The following is a 24,060-nucleotide window of genomic DNA, read 5'->3' on the forward strand; positions in this document are numbered from 1 at the left end:
CTGTGACCGGACCGTGGCGGAGTAGCCGACTGGACGAGTTGTTCGCCGCGCAGGCGACGAGGACGCCGGACCGCACCGCACTGGTGTTCGAGGGCCACCCGACGAGCTACGCCGAACTCGACGCGCGGGCCGACCGGCTCGCCCGGCTGCTGGCCGCGCGCGGCGCGGGCCCCGGAGGGCTGGTGGCGCTGCTGCTCCCCCGGTCGGCCGACGTGGTCGTGGCGATCCTGGCCGTGCTCAAGACCGGTGCCGGCTACGTGCCGGTCGACCCGGCCTACCCGGCGGACCGCATCGCGCACATCCTCGGCGACGCCCGGCCCGCGCTCACCGTCACCACCGGCGCGGTGGCCCGGGAGTCGGTGGTCGCCGACGCGACCTGGCTGGCGCTCGACGACCCGGACACCGTCGCGGCGCTGGACCGCGCGGACGACCGCCCGCTCACCCCGGCGGGCGACGCGGACTCCCCCGCCTACGTCATCTACACCTCGGGCTCCACCGGGCGGCCCAAGGGCGTCGTCGTCCCGCACCGCAACGTGGTGCGCCTGTTCACCACCACCGCCGGGTGGTTCGGGTTCGGCGAGGACGACGTGTGGTCGCTGTTCCACTCGTTCGCCTTCGACTTCTCGGTCTGGGAGCTGTGGGGCGCCCTGCTGCATGGCGGCCGGCTGGTCGTCGTGCCCACCGCCGTCACCAGGTCGCCGCACGACTTCCTGCGGTTGCTGGTGGACGAGCGGGTCACCGTGCTGAACCAGACGCCCTCGGCGTTCTACCAGTTGATGCGGGCCGACCGCGAGCACCCGGACCTGCGCGGCGGGTTGTGCCTGCGGTGGGCGGTGTTCGGCGGCGAGGCGCTGGACCTCGGCAAGCTGGACGAGTGGTACGCCGCGCACCCGGACGACGCGCCGACGCTGGTCAACATGTACGGCATCACCGAGACCACGGTGCACGCCTCGTTCGTCGCGCTCGACCGGGCGACCGCCGCCACCGCCGCCGGCAGCGAGATCGGCGTGCCGCTGCCGGACTCGGGGTTCCACGTCCTGGACGACGAACTGCGCCCGGTCCCGGTGGGGGTGGCCGGGGAGCTGTACGTCACCGGGCCGGGCCTGGCGCGCAACTACGCCAACCGGCCGGACCTGACCGCCGAGCGGTTCGTGGCGTGCCCGTTCGGCGCGCCGGGCGAGCGGATGTACCGGTCGGGCGACGTGGTGCGGCGCACGGCCGGCGGCGGCATGGAGTACTCCGACCGGGCCGACGACCAGGTGAAGGTGCGCGGCTTCCGGGTGGAGCTGGACGAGGTGGCGAGTGCGCTCGACCGGACGCCCTCGGTCGACCAGGCGGCGGTCGCGCTGCGGGAGGACGGGTCCGGTGAGCGCAGGCTCGTCGCCTACGTCGTGCCCGCGCCCGGCGACCGGCCGACCCCGTCGTTCCTGCGCGCGGTCGCCGCCGAGGCGCTGCCCGACTACATGGTGCCGACCGCCTTCGTCCTGCTCGACCGCTTTCCCCTGACCACCAACGGGAAGCTCGACCGCACGGCGCTGCCCGCGCCGACCCGGCGGGACAGCGTGGACGGCGAGTTCGTCGCCGCGCGCGACGACACCGAGCGCGCGCTCGCCGAGATCTGGGCCGAGGTGCTCGGCCTGAGGGAGGTCGGGGTCACCGACGACCTGTTCGACCTGGGCGCCGATTCCCTGTCGGTGGTGCGGGCGCTGTCGCGGGTGCGGGCGCGGACGGGCGTCGAACTGGCGGCGGGAGCGGTGTTCGAGCGCAGGACGGTCGCCGCGCTCGCGGCGGGCGGCGGCGCGGGCGCCGGGCGGGCGTCCGGCATCGCGCCCGTGCCCCGTGGCGCGACCGTCCCGCTCTCCGCCACCCAGCGGCGGTTCTGGTTCGCCCAGGAGTCCGATCCGGACAGCGTCGACTACAACGTCCACTTCGGACTGAGGCTGCACGGCGAACTGGACGTGGCCGCCCTCGGGCGGGCGCTCACCGCCGTCGTGGCCCGCCACGAACCATTGCGCACCACGGTGTCCGACGCGGGTGGCGACCCCGTCGCGGTGATCGCCCCCGCCGACGCGGTGTCGGTCGCGCCGACGTTCGTCGACCTGTCCGCCAAGCCCTCCGCGTGGCGGGAGGAGGAACTCAGGCTGCTGCTGCACGCCGAAGTGGGCAGACCGTTCGACCTGCGCCACGACCTCCTCCTGCGCGCGCTGCTGGTGCGCCTGTCGGCGGGCGAGCACGTCCTGGTCGTCGGCGTGCACCACATGGCCACCGACGGCTGGTCGGCCGGGGTGCTGCTGGACGACCTCGACTCGTTCTACCGGGGTGTCGCGCCCGCCCCGCTCCCGATCGGCTACGCCGACTACACCGCGTGGCACCACGACCGGCTCGCCGAGCCCGCCACCGAGGCGGCCGTGGCGCACTGGCGGGAACGCCTGGCCGGGCTCCAGCCGCTGCGGCTGCCCACCGACCGCCCCCGGCCGCCCGTGCGCGCCTGGGCGGGCGCGGTCCACCGGTTCACCCTCGACGCCGCCGACCTCGCCGCGCTGCGCGACCTCGGGTCGCACGGCGACGCCACGCTGTTCATGACCCTGGTGGCCGGCTGCGGGGTGCTGTTCGCGCGGTACTCGGGCCGGCAGGACGTGGCGGTCGGCACGGTCGTCGCCGATCGCGACCACCCGGACCTGGAACGGCTCGTCGGCGCGTTCATCAACACCGTCGTGCTGCGGACCCCGGTGGACGACTCCCGGTCGTTCCGGGACCTGCTCGGCGACGTGCGCGACACCGTGCTGGACGCCTTCGCCCACCAGCGGGTCCCCTTCGACCGGCTGGTCGACGCGCTGGGCGTCGAACGGGACCCCGGCACGCCGCCGCTGGTGCAGGTCATGGTGGTGCTCCAGAACGCGCCCGCCGGCACCCGCGCGCTCGGGGACCTGCGCGCGCAGCAGCTGGCCCTGCCCCGCCCCGCGTCGGTCTGCGACCTGACCGTGGAGTTCACCCAGCGCGACGACGTGCTCGACGTGGCGGTGGAGTACGCCACCGACCTGTTCGACGCCGACACCGTCGAGCGCCTGTCCGAACACCTGCGCGTGCTGCTGCGCGGCGTGGCGCGGGCTCCCGAGGTGCCGCTGCACCGCGTCCCGATGATCGGGCAGGCGGAGCGGGGGCGACTGCTCACCGGCTGGAACGACACCGCGACGGCGGTCACCGGCGACCGGTGCGCGCACCACCGCGTCCGCGCGCAGGCCGCCCGCCGGCCCGACGCCGTCGCGGTGCGCGCCGGCGACCGGGTGCTGACCTACGCCGACCTGGACGGCCGGGCCAACCGCCTGGCGCACGAGTTGCGCGCGCTCGGCGCGGGCCGGGGCGGCCTGGTCGTGCTGTGCCTGGACCGCACGCCGGAGCTGCTCGTCGCCATGCTCGCCGTGCTCAAGGCCGGTGCGGCGTACGTGCCCGTCGCCACCGGCATCCCCACCGCGCGGCTGCGCCACGTCGTGGAGGAGACCGGTGCGGTCGTCGTGGTGACGGCCGCCGCCCGCGCCGCCGAGGTCGCCGCCGCGGCGCCCGGCACCGCCGCCGTGCTCGACCTCGACCGGGACCGCGCCCGGGTCTCCGCCCGACCGGCGACCGACCCGGAGGTGGCGGTCCACCCCGACGACTTGGCCTACGTGATCCACACCTCCGGCTCCACCGGGACGCCCAAGGGCGTGATGATCTCGCACAGCTCGCTGGTCGACCTGTGCGAGTGGCTGGTGGACGCCCACGGGGTCGGCCCCGACGACCGCTCGTGCACGGTGGCCGGGCTCGGCTTCGACGCCGTGGTGGTCGACACCTGGCCGTACCTGTGCGCGGGAGCCCGCGTGGACCTGCCCGACCAGGACACCGTGGACGACCCCGCCGCCCTGGTCGACTGGTTCGCCCGGATGGGCACCACGATCTGCCTGCTGCCCACGCCGCGACTCGACGCGGTCCTGGACGAGCCGGGGATCACCGGCACCGCGTTGCGCGTGCTGTTCGCCGGCGGCGACGTGCTGCACCGCCGGCCCGACCCCGCGCTGCCGTTGCGGCTGGTGAACCTCTACGGCCCGACCGAGTCCACCGTGGTCGCCACCGGCGCGCCGGTGGAGCCGGCCGGCCGGGCCGCCGGGCCGCCGCCGATCGGGCACCCGGTGGCCAACCTGCGCGCCTACGTGCTGGACGGGCACCTCCAGCCGGTGCCGGTCGGCGTCGTCGGCGAACTCCACCTGGCGGGCCACGGCCTGGCGCGGGGCTACCACCGGCGGCCGGACCTCACCGCCGAGCGGTTCGTGGCGTGCCCGTTCGGCGTTGCCGGCGAGCGGATGTACCGGACCGGCGACCTGGTGCGCCGGCGTGCCGACGGCGCGCTGGTGTTCGTCGGCCGGGCGGACGAACAGGTCAAGATCCGGGGCCTGCGCATCGAACTCGGCGAGGTCGAGGGCGTGCTCGGCGGGCACCCCTCGGTCTCCCAGGCCGTCGTGGTGGTCCGCGGGACGGCGTCGGGTTCGCGGCGGCTGGCCGCCTACGTCCTGGCCGCCGGGGGCCCGGCGGCACCCGCCGGGCCGGAAGCGGCCGACCTCGCCGCGTTCGCCGGGCGGCACCTGCCGCACTACATGGTGCCCTCGTCGTTCACCGTGCTCGACGCGTTCCCCATGACGCCGAACGGGAAGGTGGACCGCGCCGCGCTGCCGCTGCCGGTCGCGCCGCCCGCCGCGAGCGCGTCCGAGGAGCCCTCGACGCCCGTCGCGCGCACCCTGGCCGGGATCTGGGCGCGCGCGGTCGGGCTCGACCGGGTCGGTGCCGACGACAACTTCTTCGCCATCGGCGGCGACTCGATCCTGAGCCTGCGCGTGGTGTCCGAGGCCCGCCGCGCCGGGCTCCGGATGCGGTCGCAGGACCTGTTCCGCTTCCAGACGGTGCGCGAACTGGCCGAGCACGTCGAGGTCGTCGGCGGCGGCGAGGCGGTCGAGGACCGGGGCGCGGTCGTCGGCGAGGCCCCGCTCACGCCGATCCAGCGGTGGTTCTTCGCGCACCGGCCGCCGTCGTCGACCTTCGCGCAGTTCGTCGAGGTCGAGCTGCGCCACGACGTCGACGTGACCGCCCTGGGCACGGCGCTGGCCGCGCTGGTCGAGCACCACGACGCCCTGCGGACGCGGATCCTCGACACCGACGGCGGCCCCGTCCAGCACTACCCGCCGGTCCCGCCGCAACCGCCCTCGGCGCTGCGCGTGGTGGACCTGTCGGACTTGGCCGCCGAGGACGCCGGCCCGGCGTTCGACCGGGAGGCCCAGGCCGCGCACGACGCCGTGCGACCGGGTTCGGGACCGCTGTTCCGCGCGGTGCTGGCGCACCTGCCCGGCGGCGCGGCGCGGCTGCTGCTGACCGCGCACCACATGGTGGTGGACGGCGTCTCGTGGCGCATCCTGCTGGAGGACCTGGAAACGGCCTACGACCAGGCGGGCCGGGGAGCCCCGGTCGCGCTCGGTGCCAAGACCACGGCCTTCCGGGACTGGGCGCGGAAGCTGGCCGGCCTCGTCGCCGACGGCGGCTTCGACCACCAGGTCGACTTCTGGCGCGCGGCGGAGACCGACGGGGCGCGGCACCCGCTCCCGATCGACGGGCGGCCGGACGACGTGATCTCGTCCACCCGCACGTTCCGGGTCCGGCTGGACCGGGCCACGACCGGTGCCCTGCTGCACGACGTGCCGCCGGTGTACCGCACGGAGGTCAACGACGTCCTGCTCACCGCGCTGGGCCGGGCCCTGTCCGGGTGGACCGGCCGGGAGCGCGTGCTGGTGGCGCTGGAGGGCCACGGGCGCGAGGAGATCCTCGACGGCGTCGACCTCACCCGCACGGTCGGCTGGTTCACCTCCTACGCGCCCGTCGCCCTGGAGGTCGACGCGTCCGCCGGGTGGGGTGAGCGGCTGAAGTCGGTGAAGGAGCAACTGCGCGCCGTGCCCGGTCGCGGGCTCGGCTACGGCGCGCTGCGCTACGTGCGGGGCGAACCGGCGCTGGCGGACGACGCGCTGCCCCGGATCAGCTTCAACTACCTCGGCCGGTTCGACCCGGCCGCCGGCGCTCTGTGCCGCGAGGTCTCCCGGATCGGCCTGCGGGAGGACCCGGCCGCCGTGCGCACGCACCTGATCGACGTCGTCGGGCAGGTGCGCGACGGCGTCCTGGAGTTCGACTGGTCCTACGGGGCGCACGCGCACGACGAAGGTTCGCTGCGGCGGCTGGCCGAGGAGTTCACCGCCGGCCTGGCGGAGATCGCCGCGCACTGCGCGCTGCCCGCCTCGGGCGGCCGGACGCCGGCGGACTTCCCCGGCTGCGGCCTGGACCAGGCCACCCTGGACGACCTCGTGGGGACCGGCCGGTCGGTGGCCGACGTCTACCCGCTCACGCCCGCGCAGAGCGGGCTGCTCTACCACTCGCTGCGCGACCCGCACCACAACACCTACCTCGAACAGCTCTGGTTCGACCTCGACCACATCGCCGACCTCGACGCCCTCGCCTCGGCGTGGCAGCGGCTGGCGGACCGCACGCCGGTGCTGCGCACGGCGTTGCGGTGGACCGGTTTGCCGGAGCCGGTGCAGGTGGTGCACACCGGGGTCGCGCTGCCGGTGAGCCGGCTGGACTGGCGCGGGCTGGACGGCCCCGGCGTGGTCCGGGCGCGCGAGGACCACCTGCGCCGCGACCGGCGGCAGGGCCTGGACCTGACCACCGCGCCGTTGACCCGGCTGGCGCTGGCCGACCTGGGCGACGACCGCGTGCACGTGATCTGGACCTTCCACCACAGCGTGCTCGACGGCTGGAGCACCGTGCAGCTGCTGGCCGAGCTGCTGGCCGACTACGACGCGACGACCGGCGGGCCGGCGTTCGCCCCGCGCCCGCGCCGCCCCTTCGCCGACCACGTCCGCCGGCTGCGCGACCAGGACCTGTCCGAGGCGCGGCGGTTCTGGAGCGCGGAACTGGCCGGGTTCGAGTCGCCGACGCCGCTGCCCTACGACCGGCTCCGGTCCGCCGACGGCGAGCCCGGCCTGCCGGCGGAGCTGCGGCTGCGCCTGTCGCCGGAGACCACCGCCCGCCTCTACGACGCCGCGAGATCGGCGCGGGTCACGGTCAACACCCTGGTCGAGGGCGTGTGGGCGGTGCTGCTGGCCCGCTTCGGCGGCGAGCCGGACGTCTGCTTCGGCGCCACCGCGGCCGGTCGCCCCACCGACCTGGAGGGAGCGGACCGGATGATCGGGCTGTTCATCAACACCCTGCCGGTGCGGCTGCGGGTCGACCCGGCCGCGCGGCTGGACGACTGGCTGCGCGCCGCCCAGCGCGCCCAGGCCGAGGCGCGCCGGCACGACCAGGTGGCGCTGGCCCAGGTCCAGTCGTGGGGCGACCTGCGCGAGGGCACCACCCTGTTCGACAGCATGGTGGCCTTCGAGAACTACCCGGTCGACCCGGAGTCCGCCGCCCGCCACGGCCTGCGGCTGCGGGAGCTGGGCGCGAGCAACTCGTCGAGCTACCCGCTCACCGCCGTCGTCTACGCCGACGAGACGTTCTCGCTGCTGCTGCACTACGACACCGACCTGTTCGACGCGACCACGGTCGAGCGGCTGGCCGAACACCTGCGGATGCTGTTCGAGGCCGTCGCCGAGAGCACCGACCGCACGCTGGGGCAGCTACCCGCGCTCACCCCGGCCGAATCGCGCGCCGTCCTGGGCGACTGGGCCGCGACCGCCGAACAGACCCGCGACGACCGCCGCGTCGAGGACGTCGTCCGGGAGCGGACGCGCCTCGCGCCGGAGTCGACGGCGGTCGAGCACGCCGGGGCGCGGCTGTCCTACGGGGAGCTGGACGCGCGGGCGAACCGGTTGGCCAACCACCTGCTCGCGACCGGCGTGCGCCGGGGCGACGTGGTCGCGATCGCGGTGGAGCGCGGGCTGGAGATGCCCGTGGCGATCATGGGCGCGCTCAAGGCGGGCGCGACCTACCTGCCGCTGGACCCCGAGTACCCGACGCCCCGGCTGGACGCGATGCTCGCCGACGCCCGGCCCGTCGTCCTGCTCACCCAGGACTCGCTCGCCGGCCGGTTCACCGCGCCCGGTGGCGCGGTCGTGCTGCTGGACCGCGACGCGCCCGCGATCTCCGCCCGGCCCGCGACCGCGCCGAGCGGCGTGGGCGCGCCGGGCGACCCCGCCTACCTGATGTACACCTCGGGATCGACCGGGCGGCCCAAGGGCGTGCTGGTCGAGCACCGCTCGCTGGTCGGCTTCGCCGAGGCCGTCGGCGCGCGGCTCGGGCTGCGGCCGGGCGCGCGGGCGTTGCAGTTCTACCCGCTGAGCTTCGACGGCGGGGTGTGGGACCTGTTCACCGCGCTGGTCACGGGTGCCACGGCGGTGGTCCCGCGCCCGGACGTGCGGCACAACCCGGCGCTGCTGACCGAGCAGCTCCGCCAGGACGCGATCACCACCGTGATCCTGCCGCCGGCGGTGCTCGCGACCCTCGACCCGGCCGACGTGCCGGGGCTGGTCGCGGTCGCCTCGGGTGGCGACGTGCTGCCGCCCGAGCTGGCCAGGGCGTGGTCGCCGGGCCGGTCGCTGTTCAACGCCTACGGGCCGACCGAGGCCACCGTGGCCGTCGCGACGCACCTGGTCGACCCCGACCGCGTCCTGCGCAGCGTCCCGCTGGGCCGCCCGCTGGCGGGCGTGCGGTGCCACGTGCTCGACCGCGCGCTGGTGCCGACGCCGATCGGCGTGCCCGGCGAACTCTACGTCGGGGGGCGGTGCCTGGCGCGCGGCTACCACCTCCGGCCGGACCTGACCGCGGCGGCCTTCGTCGCCGATCCGTTCGGCCCGCCCGGCGGGCGCCTGTACCGCACCGGCGACGTGGTCCGCTGGACCTCGGACGGCCGGTTGGAGTTCGTCGGGCGCACCGACCACCAGGTGAAGATCCGCGGCTACCGGGTCGAGGTGGCCGAGATCGAGAACGCCCTGCGCGCGCTGCCGGAGGTGGCCGAGGCGGTGGTGGTGGCGCGTGCCGACGACAGCGGCCACAAGCGGCTGATCGCCTACGTCGTGGCCCGCCCCGGTGCCACCGCGCCGCACGAGGAGCTGCGCGAACGGCTGGCCGAGGTGCTGCCGCACTTCATGGTGCCGTCGGCGTTCGCGACGCTCGACGCCCTGCCGCTGAGCCCGACCGGCAAGGTGGACGCCCGGCAGCTGCCCGCCCCGGTGTGGGGCGACCGGGACGCCGAGCACGTGGCCCCCCGCGACCCGACCGAGCAGGAGCTGGCCGGGATCTGGGCGGAACTGCTCGACGTCGAGCGCGTCGGCGTGCACGACGACTTCTTCGCCCTGGGCGGGGACTCGGTGACCAGCCTCCGGCTCCTGTCCCGGGTGAGCCGGGCCTTCGGAGCGGCGGTGGCGGCGCGGGACTTCTTCGACTCGCCGACCGTCGCCGGGCTGGCCGACCACCTGCGCGAGGCCATCCTCGCCGAGCTGGAGCAGGAGGAGTCGGCCCGCACCTGAGCACCGCCCCGCCCGCCCGCGACGAGCCCCGGAGACGTCCGTGAAAACTCCTCCCAGCCACGCCGAACGCATCGCAGCACTGCCCGCCGACCTCCGTGAACGGCTGCACCAACGGCTCACCGCCGGGGCGCGCGGCGCGGCGGACGGCGTCGTCCGGGCCGCCGACGGCGCGCCGCTGCGGCTCTCGCCGGGCCAGCAGCGGCTCTGGTTCCTGCACGAGGTGGACCCGGACGGCGTGGAGTACAACGCCGCCAAGGTGCTGCGGCTGCGCGGCGGGCTCGACCTCGCGGCGCTCAAGGGCGCGATCGGCGACCTCGTGGCCCGGCACGAGGTGCTGCGCACCACGTTCAGGTCCGAGGACGGGCGCGCGGAACCGGTCGTGCACCCGGCGGCGGACGTGCCGGTGCCCGTCGTGGACCTGTCCGCGCCGGCCGGCGGCGACGTGGCGCAGGAGGTCGACCGGCACCTCCTCGCGGAACTCACCCGGCCGTTCGACCTGCGCCGGGGCCCGGTGCTGCGGGCGGTCGTGCTCCGGACCGGCCCGGCGGAGCACTACCTCGTCATCGGCGTGCACCACATCGCGGTCGACGGCTGGTCGGTCGGCGTCATGACCTCGGAGCTGGCGGTCGCCTACAGCGCGCGGGCCCGGGGCGACCGGGCCGCGCTGCCCCACCTGCCGATCCGCTACACCGACTTCGCCGCGTGGCAGGTGGAACGGGCGCGCGGCGCGGCGGCGCGGCGCGGTGCCGCCCACTGGGCGGACCGGCTGGCCGGGCTGGAACCGCTCGACCCGCCCACCGACCGGCCGCGCCCGCCGGTCCGCTCCGCCGCCGGCTCGCGCCACCGCTTCACCGTCCCGGGCGCGTCGGCGGCCCGGCTCGCCGAGGTGGCCGGGGCGAACGGCGCGACGCTGTTCATGGGGCTGGTGGCGGTCTCGAAGGTGCTGCTGGCGCGCTGGACCGGACGCCGGGACATCGCCGTGACGACCGCCGTGGCCGGGCGGGACCAGGTCGAGACCGAGGGCCTGGTGGGGTTCTTCGTCAACACGCTCGTGCTGCGCACGGACGTCGACGAGTCCGGCACGTTCGCCGACGTGCTGCGCGCGGTGCGGTCGACCACCCTGGACGCCTTCGCGCACGCCGACGTCCCGTTCCACCACGTCGTGGAGGCGCTGCGGCTGGAGCGCGACCCGAGCAGGCCCACGCCGACCGAGGTGGCGGTGACGTTGCAGAACGCGCCGAGGCCGCCGGCCGGGATGCACGGGCTGGTGGTGGACGACGTCGCGCCGCCGCTCGTGGTGGCCAGCGCCGACCTCCAGTTCGACTTCGAGGAGCGCGCCGGCGAACTGGTCGGCCACCTGGGCTACGCCACCGACCTGTTCACCCCCTCGACCGCGGCGCGGATCGCGGAGCACCTGGTGGTGCTGCTCGACCGGCTGACCCGGTCGCCGCACGACGTGCTCGCCCGGATCGACGCGCTGCCCGACGCGGAGCGGCGCGCGCTGGCCGGGTTCGCGGTCACCGGTCCCGGCCGGGACCCGCGCACCGCACCGGACCTGTTCGCCGAGCAGGTGCGGCGCGCGCCCGACGCGCCCGCGCTGATCTCCGACGAGGGGACGCTGACCTACCGGCAGCTCGACCGGCGGGTGGACCGCCTGGCCCGGCTGCTGGTCGCCGGGGGCGCGGGCCCGGACCGCGTCGTGGCGATCGCCCTGCCCCGCTCCCCCGACCTCGTCGTCGCGCTGCTCGCCGTGCTGCGCGCGGGCGCGGCGTACCTGCCCGTCGACCCCGCCTACCCGCCGGAGCGGGTGCGGTACGTGGTCGCCGACGCCGCGCCCGTCCTGGCGGTCACGGCCCGCGCCCAGCGGGCGCTGTTCGCCGAGGGCACGCCGGTGCTGCTGCTGGACGACCCGGAGGTCGCCGGGGCGCTCGCGGCGGAGGGCGAGCTGCCGGGCGGGGCTCCGGTGCCCGCGCTGCGCCCCGACCACACCGCGTACGTGATCTACACCTCCGGGTCCACCGGCCGGCCGAAGGGCGTGCAGGTCACGCACGCCGGGCTGCACGGGCTGGTCGCGGCGCAGGCCGAGCGCTTCGGCACCGGGCCGGGCGCGCGGGTGTTGCAGTTCCCGTCGATCAGCTTCGACGCCGCCGTCGCCGACATCGGGATGTCGCTGCTGCGCGGCGGCGCGCTGGTGGTCGCGGCCCAGGACGACCTGCTGCCCGGCGCGCCCCTCACCGACGTCGTCAACCGCCACCGGGTCACGCACGTGACGCTGCCGCCGAGCGCCGTCGCCGCCCTGGACCCGGCGGCGCTGCCGGCGGGCATGACGCTCGTCGTGGCCGGGGAGGCCTGCCCGCCGGGCGTGGTGCGCGCCTGGTCGGCGGGTCGCCGGATGATCAACGCGTACGGGCCGACCGAGTCGACCGTGTGCGCGACCATGAGCGAGCCGCTGGTGGCCGCCGACGCGGAACTCGGCAACGTGCCCATCGGCCGCCCCCTGCCGGGTGTGCGGGTCGCGGTGCTGGACCGGTGGTTGCGCCCGGTGCCGGTGGGCGTGCCCGGCGAGGTGCACCTGTCCGGGGTCGCGCTCGCCCGGGGCTACCTGAACCGGCCCGACCTGACCGCGCCGAGGTTCGTCGCCGACCCGTTCGGCCCGCCGGGCGGCCGGATGTACCGCACCGGGGACCGCGCGCGGTGGCTGCCCGACGGCCGGCTGGACTACCTGGGCCGCGCCGACGACCAGGTCAAGGTGCGCGGGTACCGCATCGAGCCGGGCGAGGTCGAGGCCGTGCTGTCGCACCACCCCGGGGTCGGCGGTGTCGCGGTCGTGGTGAAGGAGGACGACCGGGGCACCCGGCGGCTGATCGCCTACGTGGTGGCCGCCCCGTCCGCCGGGACCGACCGGGCCGGGCTGCGCGAGTTCGCCAAGCGGCAGTTGCCCGAGCACATGGTGCCGGCGGTGTTCGTGGTGCTGCCGGAACTCCCGCTCACCCCCAACGGCAAGGTGGACCGCCGGGCGCTGCCGGACCCGACCGCGCAGGACGTGTCGACCGACGACCGGGTGGCCCCGCGCGACGACGTGGAGCGCACCCTGGCCGCGATCTGGGCCGACCTGCTCGGCCTGCCCGAGGTGGGGGTGCACGACAACTTCTTCGAGCTGGGCGGCGACTCCATCCTGGGGTTGCGGGTGGTGTCGCGGGCGCGCGACGCCGGGCTGGCGCTGACCGCGCGGCAGACCCTGCTGCGGCAGACCGTCGCGGAGCTGGCGGCGCACGCCCGGACGACCGCGCCGACGTCGCGGCCCGGTGCCGGCGAACCGGGCGAGGTGCCGCCGACCCCGATCCACCACTGGTTCTTCGACAACCTCGCGGACAGCCTCGACCGGTTCACCCAGACGATGGTGCTGGACCTGCGCGACGGGACGGACGAGGCGGCGCTGCGGACCGCGCTGGCGCACGTGACCGCCCGGCACGACGCCCTGCGGCTGCGCGCCGAGCGGCACGGTCCCGGGTGGCGGCTGCGGACCGTCGCGCGCGAGGACGGCCGGCTCGTCGAGCGGTTCGACCTGACCGCCGCCACCCCCGCCGACCAGGACAGCGCGGTGGCGGAGGCGGTAGCCCGCGCCTCGACCGGCTTCGACCTCGGGCGCGGCCCGCTGCTGCGCGCCCTGCTGTTCCGGTTCGGTCCCGGACGGCCGGACCGGCTGCACGTGGTCGTGCACCACCTGGCCGTGGACGGCGTGTCCTGGCGGATCCTGCTCGAAGACCTGGACCGGGCCTACCGGCAGGCGCTGGGCGGGCAGCGGCCCGACCTCGGACCGGCACCGACGTCGTTGCGGGACTGGGCGACCGGGCTGGCGGAGTTCACCGCGGCGGGCGGTTTCGCGGCCGAGGCCGGCCACTGGGCGGAGGTGGACGCCGCTGTCGCGGCCACCGCGCCGTTGCCCCGCGACGGCGACGGCCCCAACGTGGTCGGCGCGACCGCGACCACGACCGTGCGACTCGACGCCGGGCACACCGACGCGGTGCTGCGGACGGTGCACAGCGCGTACCGGACCAGGGTGGAGGACGTGCTGCTGGCCGCGCTGGGCCGGGTGCTCGGCCGGTGGGCCGGGACCGACCGGGTGGCCGTCGCGCTGGAGGGCCACGGCCGGGCGGGCGTGCTCGCCGACCTGGACCTGTCCGACACCGTCGGGTGGTTCACCACCATCCACCCCGTGGTGCTGTCGATACCCGCCCCGGGCGACCCCGACCCCGAGGACCCGGGGGGCTGGGGCCCGGTGCTCAAGGCGGTGAAGGAGCAGCTCCGCGCGGTACCCGGCCACGGCCTCGGCCACGGCGCCCTGCGTCACCCCGGCGGCGGCCCGGCCGACGCGCACCCCGAGGTCGGTTTCAACTACCTGGGCCGGCTCGACGTGGCCGGTGCCGACTCCGCGCTGGTGCTGGACGCCCGCGCCGGCGGCGGCGCGGAGCGCAGCCCGCACCAGGTGCGCCCGCACCTGATCGAGATCAACGGGGCGGCCACCGGCGGGCGGTTGGAGTTCCACTGGACCTACTCCACCGACCACCACCGGCCGGACACCGTCCGCCGGCTGGCCGACGGGTTCGCCGCCGCCCTGGTGGAGATCGCCGAGCACTGCGGCCGGCCCGGCGTGGGCGGCCACACCCCGTCGGACTTCCCGTTGGCGGGCCTGGACCAGGACACCGTCGACCGCCTGACCGGCGCTGCGCTGCCGGTCGAGGACGTCTACCCGCTCACGCCCGGCCAGAGCGGGATGCTGTTCCACACGCTGTCGGAACCCGGCCGCGACATCTACACCGGGCACTTCGGCGCCCGGCTCGACGGCGTCACCGACCCGGGAGCGCTGGGCCGGGCGTGGCAGCGCGTGGTGGACCGGACCCCGGCGCTGCGCAGCTCGGTGGCGTGGCAGGGCGTGCCGCAGCCCCTCCAGCTGGTGCACGGCGGGGTCGAGGTGCCGGTGACCCACCTCGACCTGCGCGCGCTGCCGGAGGCGGAGCGCCGCGACGAGGTGGCGGCGTTGTGGGAGCGCCGGTCCGAGGTGACCCTCGACCTCGCGCAGGCACCGCCGCTGCGGCTGACCGTCGTGCGGCTGACCGACCGGGACGTGCAGCTGTTCTGGACCACCCACCACATGTTCGTCGACGGGTGGAGCTTCACCGGGCTGATGTCCGACGTGCTGACCGAGTACGCCTCCGGCGGGACCGCCGCGCCCGTGCCACGCCCGCCGTACCGGAACTACCTGGAGTGGTTGGCCGGGCAGGACCGGGAGGAGACCGAGCGGTACTGGCGCGAGGTGCTGTCCGGGTTCACCGCGCCGACCCCGCTGCCTGCCGACCGCCCGGCGGTGCGCGCGCACGGCACCCGGTCCTCGCGCGAGCTGCGGACGTCGCTGCCGGCCGAGCGCACCGCCGAACTGGTCGCCACGGCCCGGCGCGAGCGGCTGACGTTGAGCACGGTGGTGCGCGGCGCGTGGGCCGTCCTGCTGTCCCGGCACAGCGGCGAGGCCGACGTGTGCTTCGGCGCGACCGCGTCGGGGCGGCCACCGGGCCTGCCGGGCGCGGAGTCGATCATCGGCCTGTTCGCCAACACCGTCCCGGTCCGGCTGCGCCTGGACGAGGACGCCCCGGTCGCGCAGTGGCTGCGCGCCACGCAGGCCGCCGCGTTCGACGCCCGCGCGCACGAGCACGCGGCGCTCAACCGCATCCAGCGGTGGAGCGGGGTGCCCGCCGGCACCTCCCTGTTCGACAGCATCGTGGTCTTCGAGAACCACCCCCAGGAGCACGCGGCGGCCGAGTCGGGGCTGCGGTTGGCGGAGTACCTGGGCGACGAGCACACGAACTACGCGCTCACCCTCACCGCCCAGCTGGTGGCCGGGGAGCTGGTGCTGGCGCTGGGCTACGACCCGGCGCTGTTCGACGACGCCACCGTCCGGCGGCTGTCCGGCCGGCTGCGCACGGTCGTGGAGGCCATCGCCTCGGCACCGGACGCCGCCGTGGCCGACCTGCCGCTGCTCACCGACGACGAGCGGGCGGAGCTGGCGGCCTGGGAAGGCCCGGTCGTCCCGTTCCCGCCCGCCCGGTGCCTGCACCACCTCGTCGCCGAGCAGGCGCGGCGCACGCCCGACGCCACGGCGGTGGCCTGCGGCGCGGAGCGGCTCACCTACGCCGAGTTCGACGCCGCGGCGAACCGGCTGGCCCACCACCTGATCTCGCTGGGCGTCGGCGCGGGTTCGATCGTCGGCGTGTGCGCGGACCGGGGCGTCGACGTGGTGGTGGCGCTGCTGGCCGTGCTCAAGGCCGGTGGCGCGTTCCTGCCGCTGGACCCGGCCCACCCGGTGGAGCGGCTGCGGATGATGCTGGCCGACGCCGACGTGGCCGTCCTGGTGACCGAGGAGGCGCTGCTCGACCGCTTCGCCGACCGGCGCGGGCCGGTGACGTGCCTGGACCGCGACCGGGCCGTGGTCGCCGGCCTGCCGGCGCGGGCGCCGGACGTGCCGACGACGCCGGACGACCTGGCGTACGTGGTCTACACGTCGGGCACCACCGGCCGGCCCAAGGGCGTCATGGTGGAGCACCGGCACATGCACCACATGCTGCGCGCCTGGGACCACCGCTACGGGCTGACCGCGCTGCGGCCCCGGGTGCTCTCGGTGTCCAGCCTGGCGGTCGACCTGTTCTTCGCGGACGTGCTGCTCGCGACCGCGTTCGGCGGGGCGGTGGTGGTGTGCCCGCAGGAGGACGTCGCCGACCAGGTGGCCCTCGCGGACCTGGTGCTGGAGTCCCGGGCGAACCTGCTGGTGACCGTGCCGGTGCTGGCGCAGGCGCTGTTCGCGGAATTCGCCTTCCGGGGGGTGCGCCCGCGATCGCTGCGGCTGCTGATGGTCGGCTCCGAGGGCTGGCCCCTCGACTCCGCCGCCGAGGTGCTCAACGGTGTCGAGCCGGGCACCGTCGTGGTCAACGCCTACGGCTCCACCGAGACCACGGTGGACTCGGTCGTCTTCCAGCTCGGCGTGGACCCGCTCGGCGACGCGCCCTTCGTGCCGATCGGCAGGCCGCTGGCGAACACCCCGATCAGGGTGCTCGACGCGCGGATGCGGCCGGTGCCGGTCGGCGTCGTCGGCGAGTGCTTCATCGGTGGCGACGGGGTTTCCCGGGGCTACCGGGAGCGCCCCGAGCTGACCGCGCAGCGGTTCCTGCGCGACCCGTTCACCGCCGACCCGGGCGCCCGGCTGTACCGCACCGGGGACCTGGTGCGCCGGCGGGCCGACGGCAACCTGGAGTGGGTCGCCCGGGTGGACGACCAGGTCAAGATCCGCGGCTTCCGGGTCGAACTCGGCGAGGTGGAGGCGGCCATCGCGGCGCACCCCGGCGTCCTGGCCGCCGCGGCGGCGACCCGCGTCGACGCGCGCGGCTCCACCCGCCTGGTCGGCTACCTGGTGCCGCGCGGCGACGACGTGCCGGAGCCGGACGAGCTGCGCGAGTTCGTCGCGGCGGGCCTGCCCGCGCCCGCCGTGCCGTCGGCGTTCGTGGTGCTCGACCGGATGCCGACGACGACCAGCGGCACGATCGACCGGCGGGCCCTGCCCGCGCCGACCACCCTCGTCGGCACCGACGCGACCACGCCGCACGTCGCGCCGCGCACCACCGCCGAGCACGTCCTCGCGCGCATCTGGGCGGAGGTGCTGGAGGTCGACCCGGTGGGCGTGCACGACAACTTCTTCGCCCTCGGCGGCGACTCGGTGCTCAGCATCCGGGTGATCTCGCGCGTGCGGGCCGCGTTCGGCACGGCCCTGTCACCGCGCCGGCTGTTCGACACCCCGACCGTGGCCGAGCTGGCCCGGACCCTGGAGGCCGACGACGCACCGGCCGCGACCGGATCGGACGACCTGCGCCCGGTGGACCGCACCGCCCCGCTCGCGCCGTCGTCGGCCCAGCAGCGGCTGTGGTTCCACACCGAGTTCGACCCGGGCAGCGCCGAGTACAACATCGTGACGGTCCTGCGGCTGTCCGGCGAGGTGGTCGTGCCGGCGCTGCGCACGGCGATGGCCGCCGTGGTGGCCCGGCACGAGACGCTGCGGACCACGTTCGACGCGCCGGACGGCGTGCCGGTGCAGGTGATCGCGGAGCCGACGCCGGCCGAGCGGTACCCGCTGCCCGTGGTCGACCTGTCGCACCTGCACGGCGAGGAGCGCGAGCGGGTGCTGCGCGAGCACCTGCGGGCCGCCGCCGACACGCCCTTCGACCTGCGCCGCGGCCCGGTCCACCGGGCGGTGCTGCTGCGGCTGGACGCCGCCGAGCACGTGTTCTCCCTGGTGGTGCACCACATCGCGACGGACGGCTGGTCGATGACCGTGCTGACCGAGGAGCTGAGCGCCTGCTACGACGCGGCGCTGCGCGACGAACCCCCGGCGCTGCCGACGCCGGCGTCGTCCTACGCCGACTACGCGGCCTGGCAACTTCGTCGGCTGGAGCACCCCGACACGGCGGCGCACCTGGCGTACTGGCAGGAGCGGCTGGCCGGGCTGCGGCCGCTGGACCTGCCGACCGACCACCCGTTCCCCGAGGTGCGCGACCCGGCCGGGGCGATGCGGCTGGTCGAGGTGGGGCCGCCGGTGGTCGCCGCGCTGCGGCGGCTGGCGGCCGCGCGCGACGCCACGCTGTTCATGGCGCTGGTGGCGGCGGTCCAGGTGCTGCTGGCCCGCTACACCGGGCGGGAGGACGTCGTGGTCGGCACCGCCACCTCCGGCCGGCCCAGGCAGGAGGTGGAGGACGTGGTCGGGCTGTTCGTCAACACGGTGGCGCTGCGCTGCCCGGTGGACGGGTCGCGGGGCTTCGGCGAGCACCTCGGCCGGGTCCGCGAGGTGGTGCTGGAGGCGTTCGCGCACGACGAGGTGCCGTTCGACCGGGTGATCGACCACCTGGCGCTGGAGCGCGACCCGAGCCGCAACGCCCTGGTCGACGTGTTCGTCGGGCTGGAGGTCGAGCGTCCGGCCCGGCAGCGGTGGTCCGGGCTGCGGGCGGAACCCGTCGCGTTCGTGCCGGACCGGGTGAGCCACGACCTGAGCTTCGACTTCGTGGAGCGCAACGGCAGGCTGCTCGCCGCCATCGGCTACGGCACCGCGTTGTTCGAACCGGAGTCCGTCGAGCGCATCGCCCAGGACCTGCTCGTCGTGCTGGCCGCGGCCGCCGACGAGGGCCCGGACGGCACCGTGATCGACGGGATCGAGCTGGTCGCGGCGGCGGGGATGCGGCGCTCCACCGCCGACAACGCGCGCGCCGAGCAGGCGGGCGCGCCGGAGATCGGCCCGCACGTGGCGCCCCGCACCCCGGCCGAGGCGACGCTGTCCGCGATCTGGGCCGAGGTGCTGGGGCTGGACCGGGTCGGCGTGGACGACAACTTCTTCCAGCTGGGCGGCGATTCGCTGCTCAGCCTCCAGGTGGTGCACCAGGCGCGCCGCGCCGGGCTGCTGGTGGCGACCAAAGACCTGTTCCGGCACCAGACGATCCGCGGCATCGCCGCGGCCGCGGCGGGGACGACCGCGCCGGTCGCGGCCCTCGGCCCGGTGACCGGCGAGGCCCCGCTGACCCCGATCCAGCGGGACTACTTCAGCCGGGATCCGCTGGCACCACACCACTTCACCCAGTCGACGTTCGTGGAACTGCGGGCCGGCGTGGACGAACCGGCCCTGCGCGAGGCGCTGACCGACCTGCTGGTCCACCACGACGCGCTGCGCACCCGGTTCACCCCCGACGGCCAGCACTTCGCCGCGCCGGACCGGGTCGACGTGCTCACCAGGCTGCACGTAGACCCGGCGGACCGGGCGGCGGTGGACGAGGCGGCGAGCCGGGCGGACGCCGGGTTCGACCTGGCGGGCGGCCCCCTGGTGCGGGCGCTGCTGTTCGACGCCGGGAACGGCGCCCGCGCCAGGCTGTTCGTCACCGCCCACCACCTCGTGGTGGACGCGGTGTCCTGGCGGATCCTCCTGGAGGACTTGGAAACGGCCTACCGGCAACGGCTGGCGGGCTCGCCGGTCCGGCTGCCGGCGCGCACCGGCTCGGTGCGGGACTGGGCGCACCGCCTGCGACGCCACGTGGCCGGAGGCGGGTTCGCCGACGAGTTCCCGCACTGGTCGGGCCTGCGGTCGGCACCGCTGCCGGTGGACCTGCCGGGGGTGGCCACGGTCGGCTCGACGCGCACGGTCGAGGTCGAACTCGCCGAGCACGACACCGGGCTGCTGGTCGACCGGTCGGCGGCGGTGCTGCGCACCCCGCCCGCCACGGTGCTGCTGGCCTGCCTCGCGCGGGCGTTGACCGAGTGGAGCGGTGGCGACCGCGTCGTGGTGGACGTCGAGGGCCACGGCCGCCAGGACCTGTTCGACGACGTCGACCTGTCGCGGACGGTGGGGTGGTTCACCACCGTGCACCCGGTCGCCCTGGTGGTTCCGCCGGAGACCGGTGTGGCCGGGCTGGTGGCGGCGGTGCGCCGGCAGACCCGCGCGGTGCCGGGCAAGGGCCTGGGGTACCAGGCGCTGCGGCACCTCCCCGGCCCGAGCGGGCTGCACGGGACTCCCGACGTGGGCGGCCAGGCGCTGTTCAACTACCACGGTCGGGCCGACGACGCGGCGCGCAACGCCGCCGGCACGCTCTACCACGCCTTCCTCGACCCGATCGGCCGGGAACGCGACCCGGCGGAACGGCTCGACCACGTGCTGGAGGTCGTCGGCGCGGTCCACGCCGGGAAGCTGCGCTTCACCTGGTACTACTCGGCGGACGTGCACCACCGGTCCACGGTGCAGCGCGTCGCCGCCCGGTTCCGGGACGCCGTCGAGGCGGTCGCGGCGCACCTCGGGGAGCACTCGTGAACGCCGACGAACTGCGCACCGCCCTGGTGCGCGCGACCACCCGGCACCAGGTTCCGGGCGCGCAGGTCGCCGTCCTCACCGGCGGCCGGCTGCTGACCGCGGCCGTCGGCGAGCGGGAAGCCGGCGTCGCGGTCACCGACGCGACCCCGTTCCCGCTCGGCTCGGTCACCAAGCCGTTCACCGCCGCGCTCGCGATGACGCTCGTCGCCGACGGCGACGTCGACCTGGACGAGCCGCTGCGCGAGCACCTGCCGGAGTTCGGGGCGGGACGCGTGGTGACGTTGCGCGCCCTGCTCAGCCACACCGGCGGGCTGGCGTCGAACGCGTCGCCGGCGCACCGGGAACCCACCCGCCGCCGGTGGATCGCCGCGCACTGCGGCGAGGAGCACCTCGAACACGCGCCCGGCACGGCGTTCTCCTACTCCAACATCGGCTACCTCGTCGTGGGGCGCCTGGTGGAGGCGCTGCTCGACCTGACCTGGCACGAGGCCGTCGGTTCCGTGCTGCTGGACCCCTTCGGCGTCGAACCGTCCTTCGTGGACGAATCCGGGACGGCGGGGCCCCGGCCGGTGGCGCACGGGCACAACGTGCGGCCGGGCCGGATCGTGCCGGTGCGGGAGCAGGACGTGCCCGCCGTGGAGGCGCCCAACGGCGGCCTGGCGCTGAGCGCGGCCGACCTCGCGGCGTTCGCGGCCGCCTTCCTGCCGGGACGGGAACCGCCCGCTCCCCTGCCCTCGCCGGGTTTCGCGGCGATGTGCCACGACCAGCTCGACGCCCTCGGCACGGGCCCGCACGGCCTGGCCGACGGGTGGGGGCTGGGGTGGGCGCGCTACGGCGGCCCCGGCGAGTGGTGGGGCCACGACGGCAGCGGCGACGGCACCGCCTGCCACGTGCGGCTGCACCCCCGGACGGGCACGGTGGTCGCGCTGACCGCCAACGCGTCCTCCGGCCACGCGCTGTGGGCCGAGTTCGCCGGCGTGCTGCGCTCGGCCGGGCTGCCCGCCGGCGAGCCGCCGCCGCCCCCGGTCACCGAGGCGGTGCCGCTGCCCGCCGACTGCCGGGGCACCTACCGCAACGGCGATTCCGAGTACGTCGTGGAGCAGGACGGCGGCGGTGCGCGGCTGGTCGCCGACGGCCGCCCCTTCACCCTGTGCTGCGGACCGGACCTGCGGTTCGACCTGAGGGACCCGCAGGCCCCGGAACCCGGCTACCGGGGCCGGTTCCTGCGCCGGCTCGCGGGCGAGGTCGACCGCCTCCAGATCTCCGGCAGGCTCGCCCGGCGCGTCGGATCGGACCGGTGATCGCGGTGGGCCAGGTCGTTCCCGACACCGTCGACGCCGCGGTCGTGCCGCTGTCGCGCAACCGCCACTACAACATCCTCTGGTCGGCGCAGCTGCTGTCCGAGCTGGCGGTGGAGATCGTCGCCATCGCGATCCCGCTGCTGGTCCTCGCGAAGTCCGGTTCGCCGTGGCAGCTCGGGCTGGCGGCGGCGCTGATGGCGGCGGCGAGCCTGGTCGCGGCGGTGCCCGCCGGGGTCGTCGCGGACCGGTGGGACCGCCGCCGCGTCATGCTGCTGTGCCAGCTCGGCCGGATCGCCGCGGTGACCAGCCTCGTCGTCGCCCTGCTCCTCGACGCCTACAGCTTTCCGCACGTGCTGGCCGTCGTGCTGGTGGAAGGTGTGCTGGGCTCGGTGTTCGACCCGGCGGAGCACGCGGCGCTGCCCCAGGTGGTGCCCGCCTCCCAGCTGTCCGCCGCCATCGCGCGCAACACCGCCCGCCCCTACGTGGCGACGCTGCTCGGCCCGGCGCTGGCCGGGTTGATGTTCGCGCTGCACCCGGTCCACGCGTTCACCGCCGACGCCGTGATGCTGCTGACCGCGTTCACGGCGCTGCTGTTCCTGCGCCTGCCCGCACGACGTCCCGCGGCACCCGTCGACGACGACCCCGCCGACGACGCCTCCGACGACGGCGCCGACGAACCGGGCAACGGCGCGGCGGGCGACCTCGTGGAGGGCCTGCGGTGGGTGCTGGGGAACAAGGTCGTGCGCACCACCCTGATCTGGGTGACGACCACCAACCTGGTCTTCGCCGCGCTGGTGGTGCTCGTCCTGGTGATGTCCGGCGAGGACGACGTCGGCCCGGCCGAACTCGGCCTCACCATGACCTGCTTCGGCGCGGGCGGGCTGCTCGGCGGCCTGATCGCCGGCCGCCTGCACGACCGCCTGCCGCCGCCCGTGGTGGTGCTCGGGTTCTCCTGGGCCGTCGTCGCCACCACGGCGGCGATGGCCGTGGTGCCCACCGGGTTGCCGCTGGGCGTGCTGCTGGGCGTCGGCGCGTTCCTCGCGCCCGTCGCGAACACCACCGTGCTGACCTACCAGATGACCACCACCCCGGACCGGCTGCGCGGCCGGCTCAGCGGAGTGGTCGGCCTGTGCGCGGGCGGCGCCGGGGTCCTGGGCCCGCTGTTCGGCGGCGTCCTGATCTCCGCCACCGGCGGGGGCGGCACCGCGGTGGCGGTGTGCGCCGCCGCCTTCGCGCTGATCGCGCTGGGCACGACGCTGAGCCCGACCATGCGCCGGTTCCCGGCCCCCGACCGCTCCACCACCACTGACCGGCAAGTCGAGGACAGCTGAGGAGACACGATGAGCACGAACCCCTTCGACGACCAGGACGGTCGGTTCCTGGTGCTGGTCAACGACGAGGAGCAGCACTCGCTGTGGCCCGAGTTCGCCGAGGTGCCGGCGGGCTGGACGGTGGCGCTGCCCGCCGGGGACCGGCAGGCGGCGCTGGACCACATCACCCGGAGCTGGACCGACATGCGGCCCAAGAGCCTGCGCGAGGCAACGGGATGACCGCGTGCGCGGAGTCGTAGCGCACCCGTGCGGGCATCACCCCGCGTGGCAGGATGACGGTTCGTGACGACTCGCTTGCTCATCGCGGACGACCAGGAGATGGTCCGCCGCGGTCTGCGCAGGATCGTGGAGCACGAACCCGACATGGAGGTCGTCGGCGAGGCGGCGGACGGGATCACCGCGCTGGAACTGGCCCGCGAGCTGCGTCCGGACGTGGCCCTGGTCGACATCCGGATGCCGGGCATGGACGGCCTGGAGCTGACCCGCAGGCTGGCCGGGCCCGGCGCGCGGACGCCCGTGCGCGTCGTGGTGGTGACGACGTTCGACCTCGACGAGTACGTGTACCCCGCGCTGCGCAACGGCGCCTCGGGGTTCCTGCTCAAGCGCTCCGGCCCGGCCCTGCTGGTCGAGGCCGTCCGCGCGGCGATGTCCGGCGACAGCCTGATCAGCCCGTCGATCACGGTGCGCCTGCTCAGGCACGTCACCGGGCACCGCGCGGAACGCACGCCGCCCGGCGAGGCGCTGACCGAGCGGGAGTTGGAGGTCGTCGCCAAGGTGGCCGAGGGCAAGACCAACGCGGGCATCGCCGCGGACCTGTTCATCTCGCCGGGCACCGTCAAGACGCACGTGGCCAACGTCCAGCGCAAGCTCGACGTCCGCAACCGCGTCGGCATCGCCGTGCGCGCGTGGGAACTGGGCCTGGTGCAGGAGCAGCCCGGCAGGCGGTGAGCCGGCACGCGCCGCGGCCGACCGGTCGGACCGGTCGGCCGCGGGGTGCGATGAGGTGCTGGGGG

Annotated in this window: 5 protein-coding genes and 1 pseudogene; all 6 read left to right on the forward strand. The window is 75.9% G+C overall.

What is annotated here, in order from left to right; translation table 11 throughout:
• Positions 1 to 29: 29 nt before the first annotated feature.
• Positions 30 to 9,533, forward strand: a pseudogene (locus tag AC0HI0_RS15330) (amino acid adenylation domain-containing protein); the annotation flags it as partial.
• 40 nt (positions 9,534 to 9,573) lie between these two features.
• Positions 9,574 to 20,415 carry an amino acid adenylation domain-containing protein gene (locus tag AC0HI0_RS15335; RefSeq protein ID WP_480933020.1) on the forward strand — a complete coding sequence of 3,614 codons (10,842 nt, stop codon included), beginning with the start codon at positions 9,574 to 9,576 and terminating at the stop codon, positions 20,413 to 20,415.
• Positions 20,412 to 21,716, forward strand: coding sequence for a serine hydrolase domain-containing protein (locus tag AC0HI0_RS15340; RefSeq protein ID WP_480933021.1), 1,305 nt, complete (start codon positions 20,412 to 20,414; stop codon positions 21,714 to 21,716). Before AC0HI0_RS15335 ends, AC0HI0_RS15340 begins: the two co-directional genes overlap by 4 nt.
• Positions 21,713 to 23,047 (forward strand): MFS transporter, encoded by a 1,335-nt coding sequence (locus AC0HI0_RS15345; protein WP_480933022.1) that lies wholly within the window; start codon positions 21,713 to 21,715, stop codon positions 23,045 to 23,047. The genes AC0HI0_RS15340 and AC0HI0_RS15345 overlap by 4 nt, the downstream gene beginning before the upstream one ends.
• A gap of 9 nt (positions 23,048 to 23,056) precedes the next feature.
• The gene (locus AC0HI0_RS15350; RefSeq protein ID WP_480933023.1) at positions 23,057 to 23,266 is read left to right on the forward strand and encodes an MbtH family protein; all 210 of its coding nucleotides are present in this window, start codon (positions 23,057 to 23,059) and stop codon (positions 23,264 to 23,266) included.
• Between the two features lie 63 nt (positions 23,267 to 23,329).
• Entirely contained in the window at positions 23,330 to 23,995 is a 666-nt protein-coding gene (locus AC0HI0_RS15355; protein WP_480933024.1) for a response regulator, read from the forward strand.
• The last annotated feature ends 65 nt before the right edge of the window (positions 23,996 to 24,060 follow it).

It is taken from the genome of Saccharothrix sp. NBAS 001, assembly GCF_056640475.1.

Excerpts from the sequence above, each read along its gene's own strand:
- AC0HI0_RS15350 (WP_480933023.1), top strand. The coding sequence starts at position 23,057 with ATGAGCACGAACCCCTTCGACGACCAGGACGGTCGGTTCCTGGTGCTG.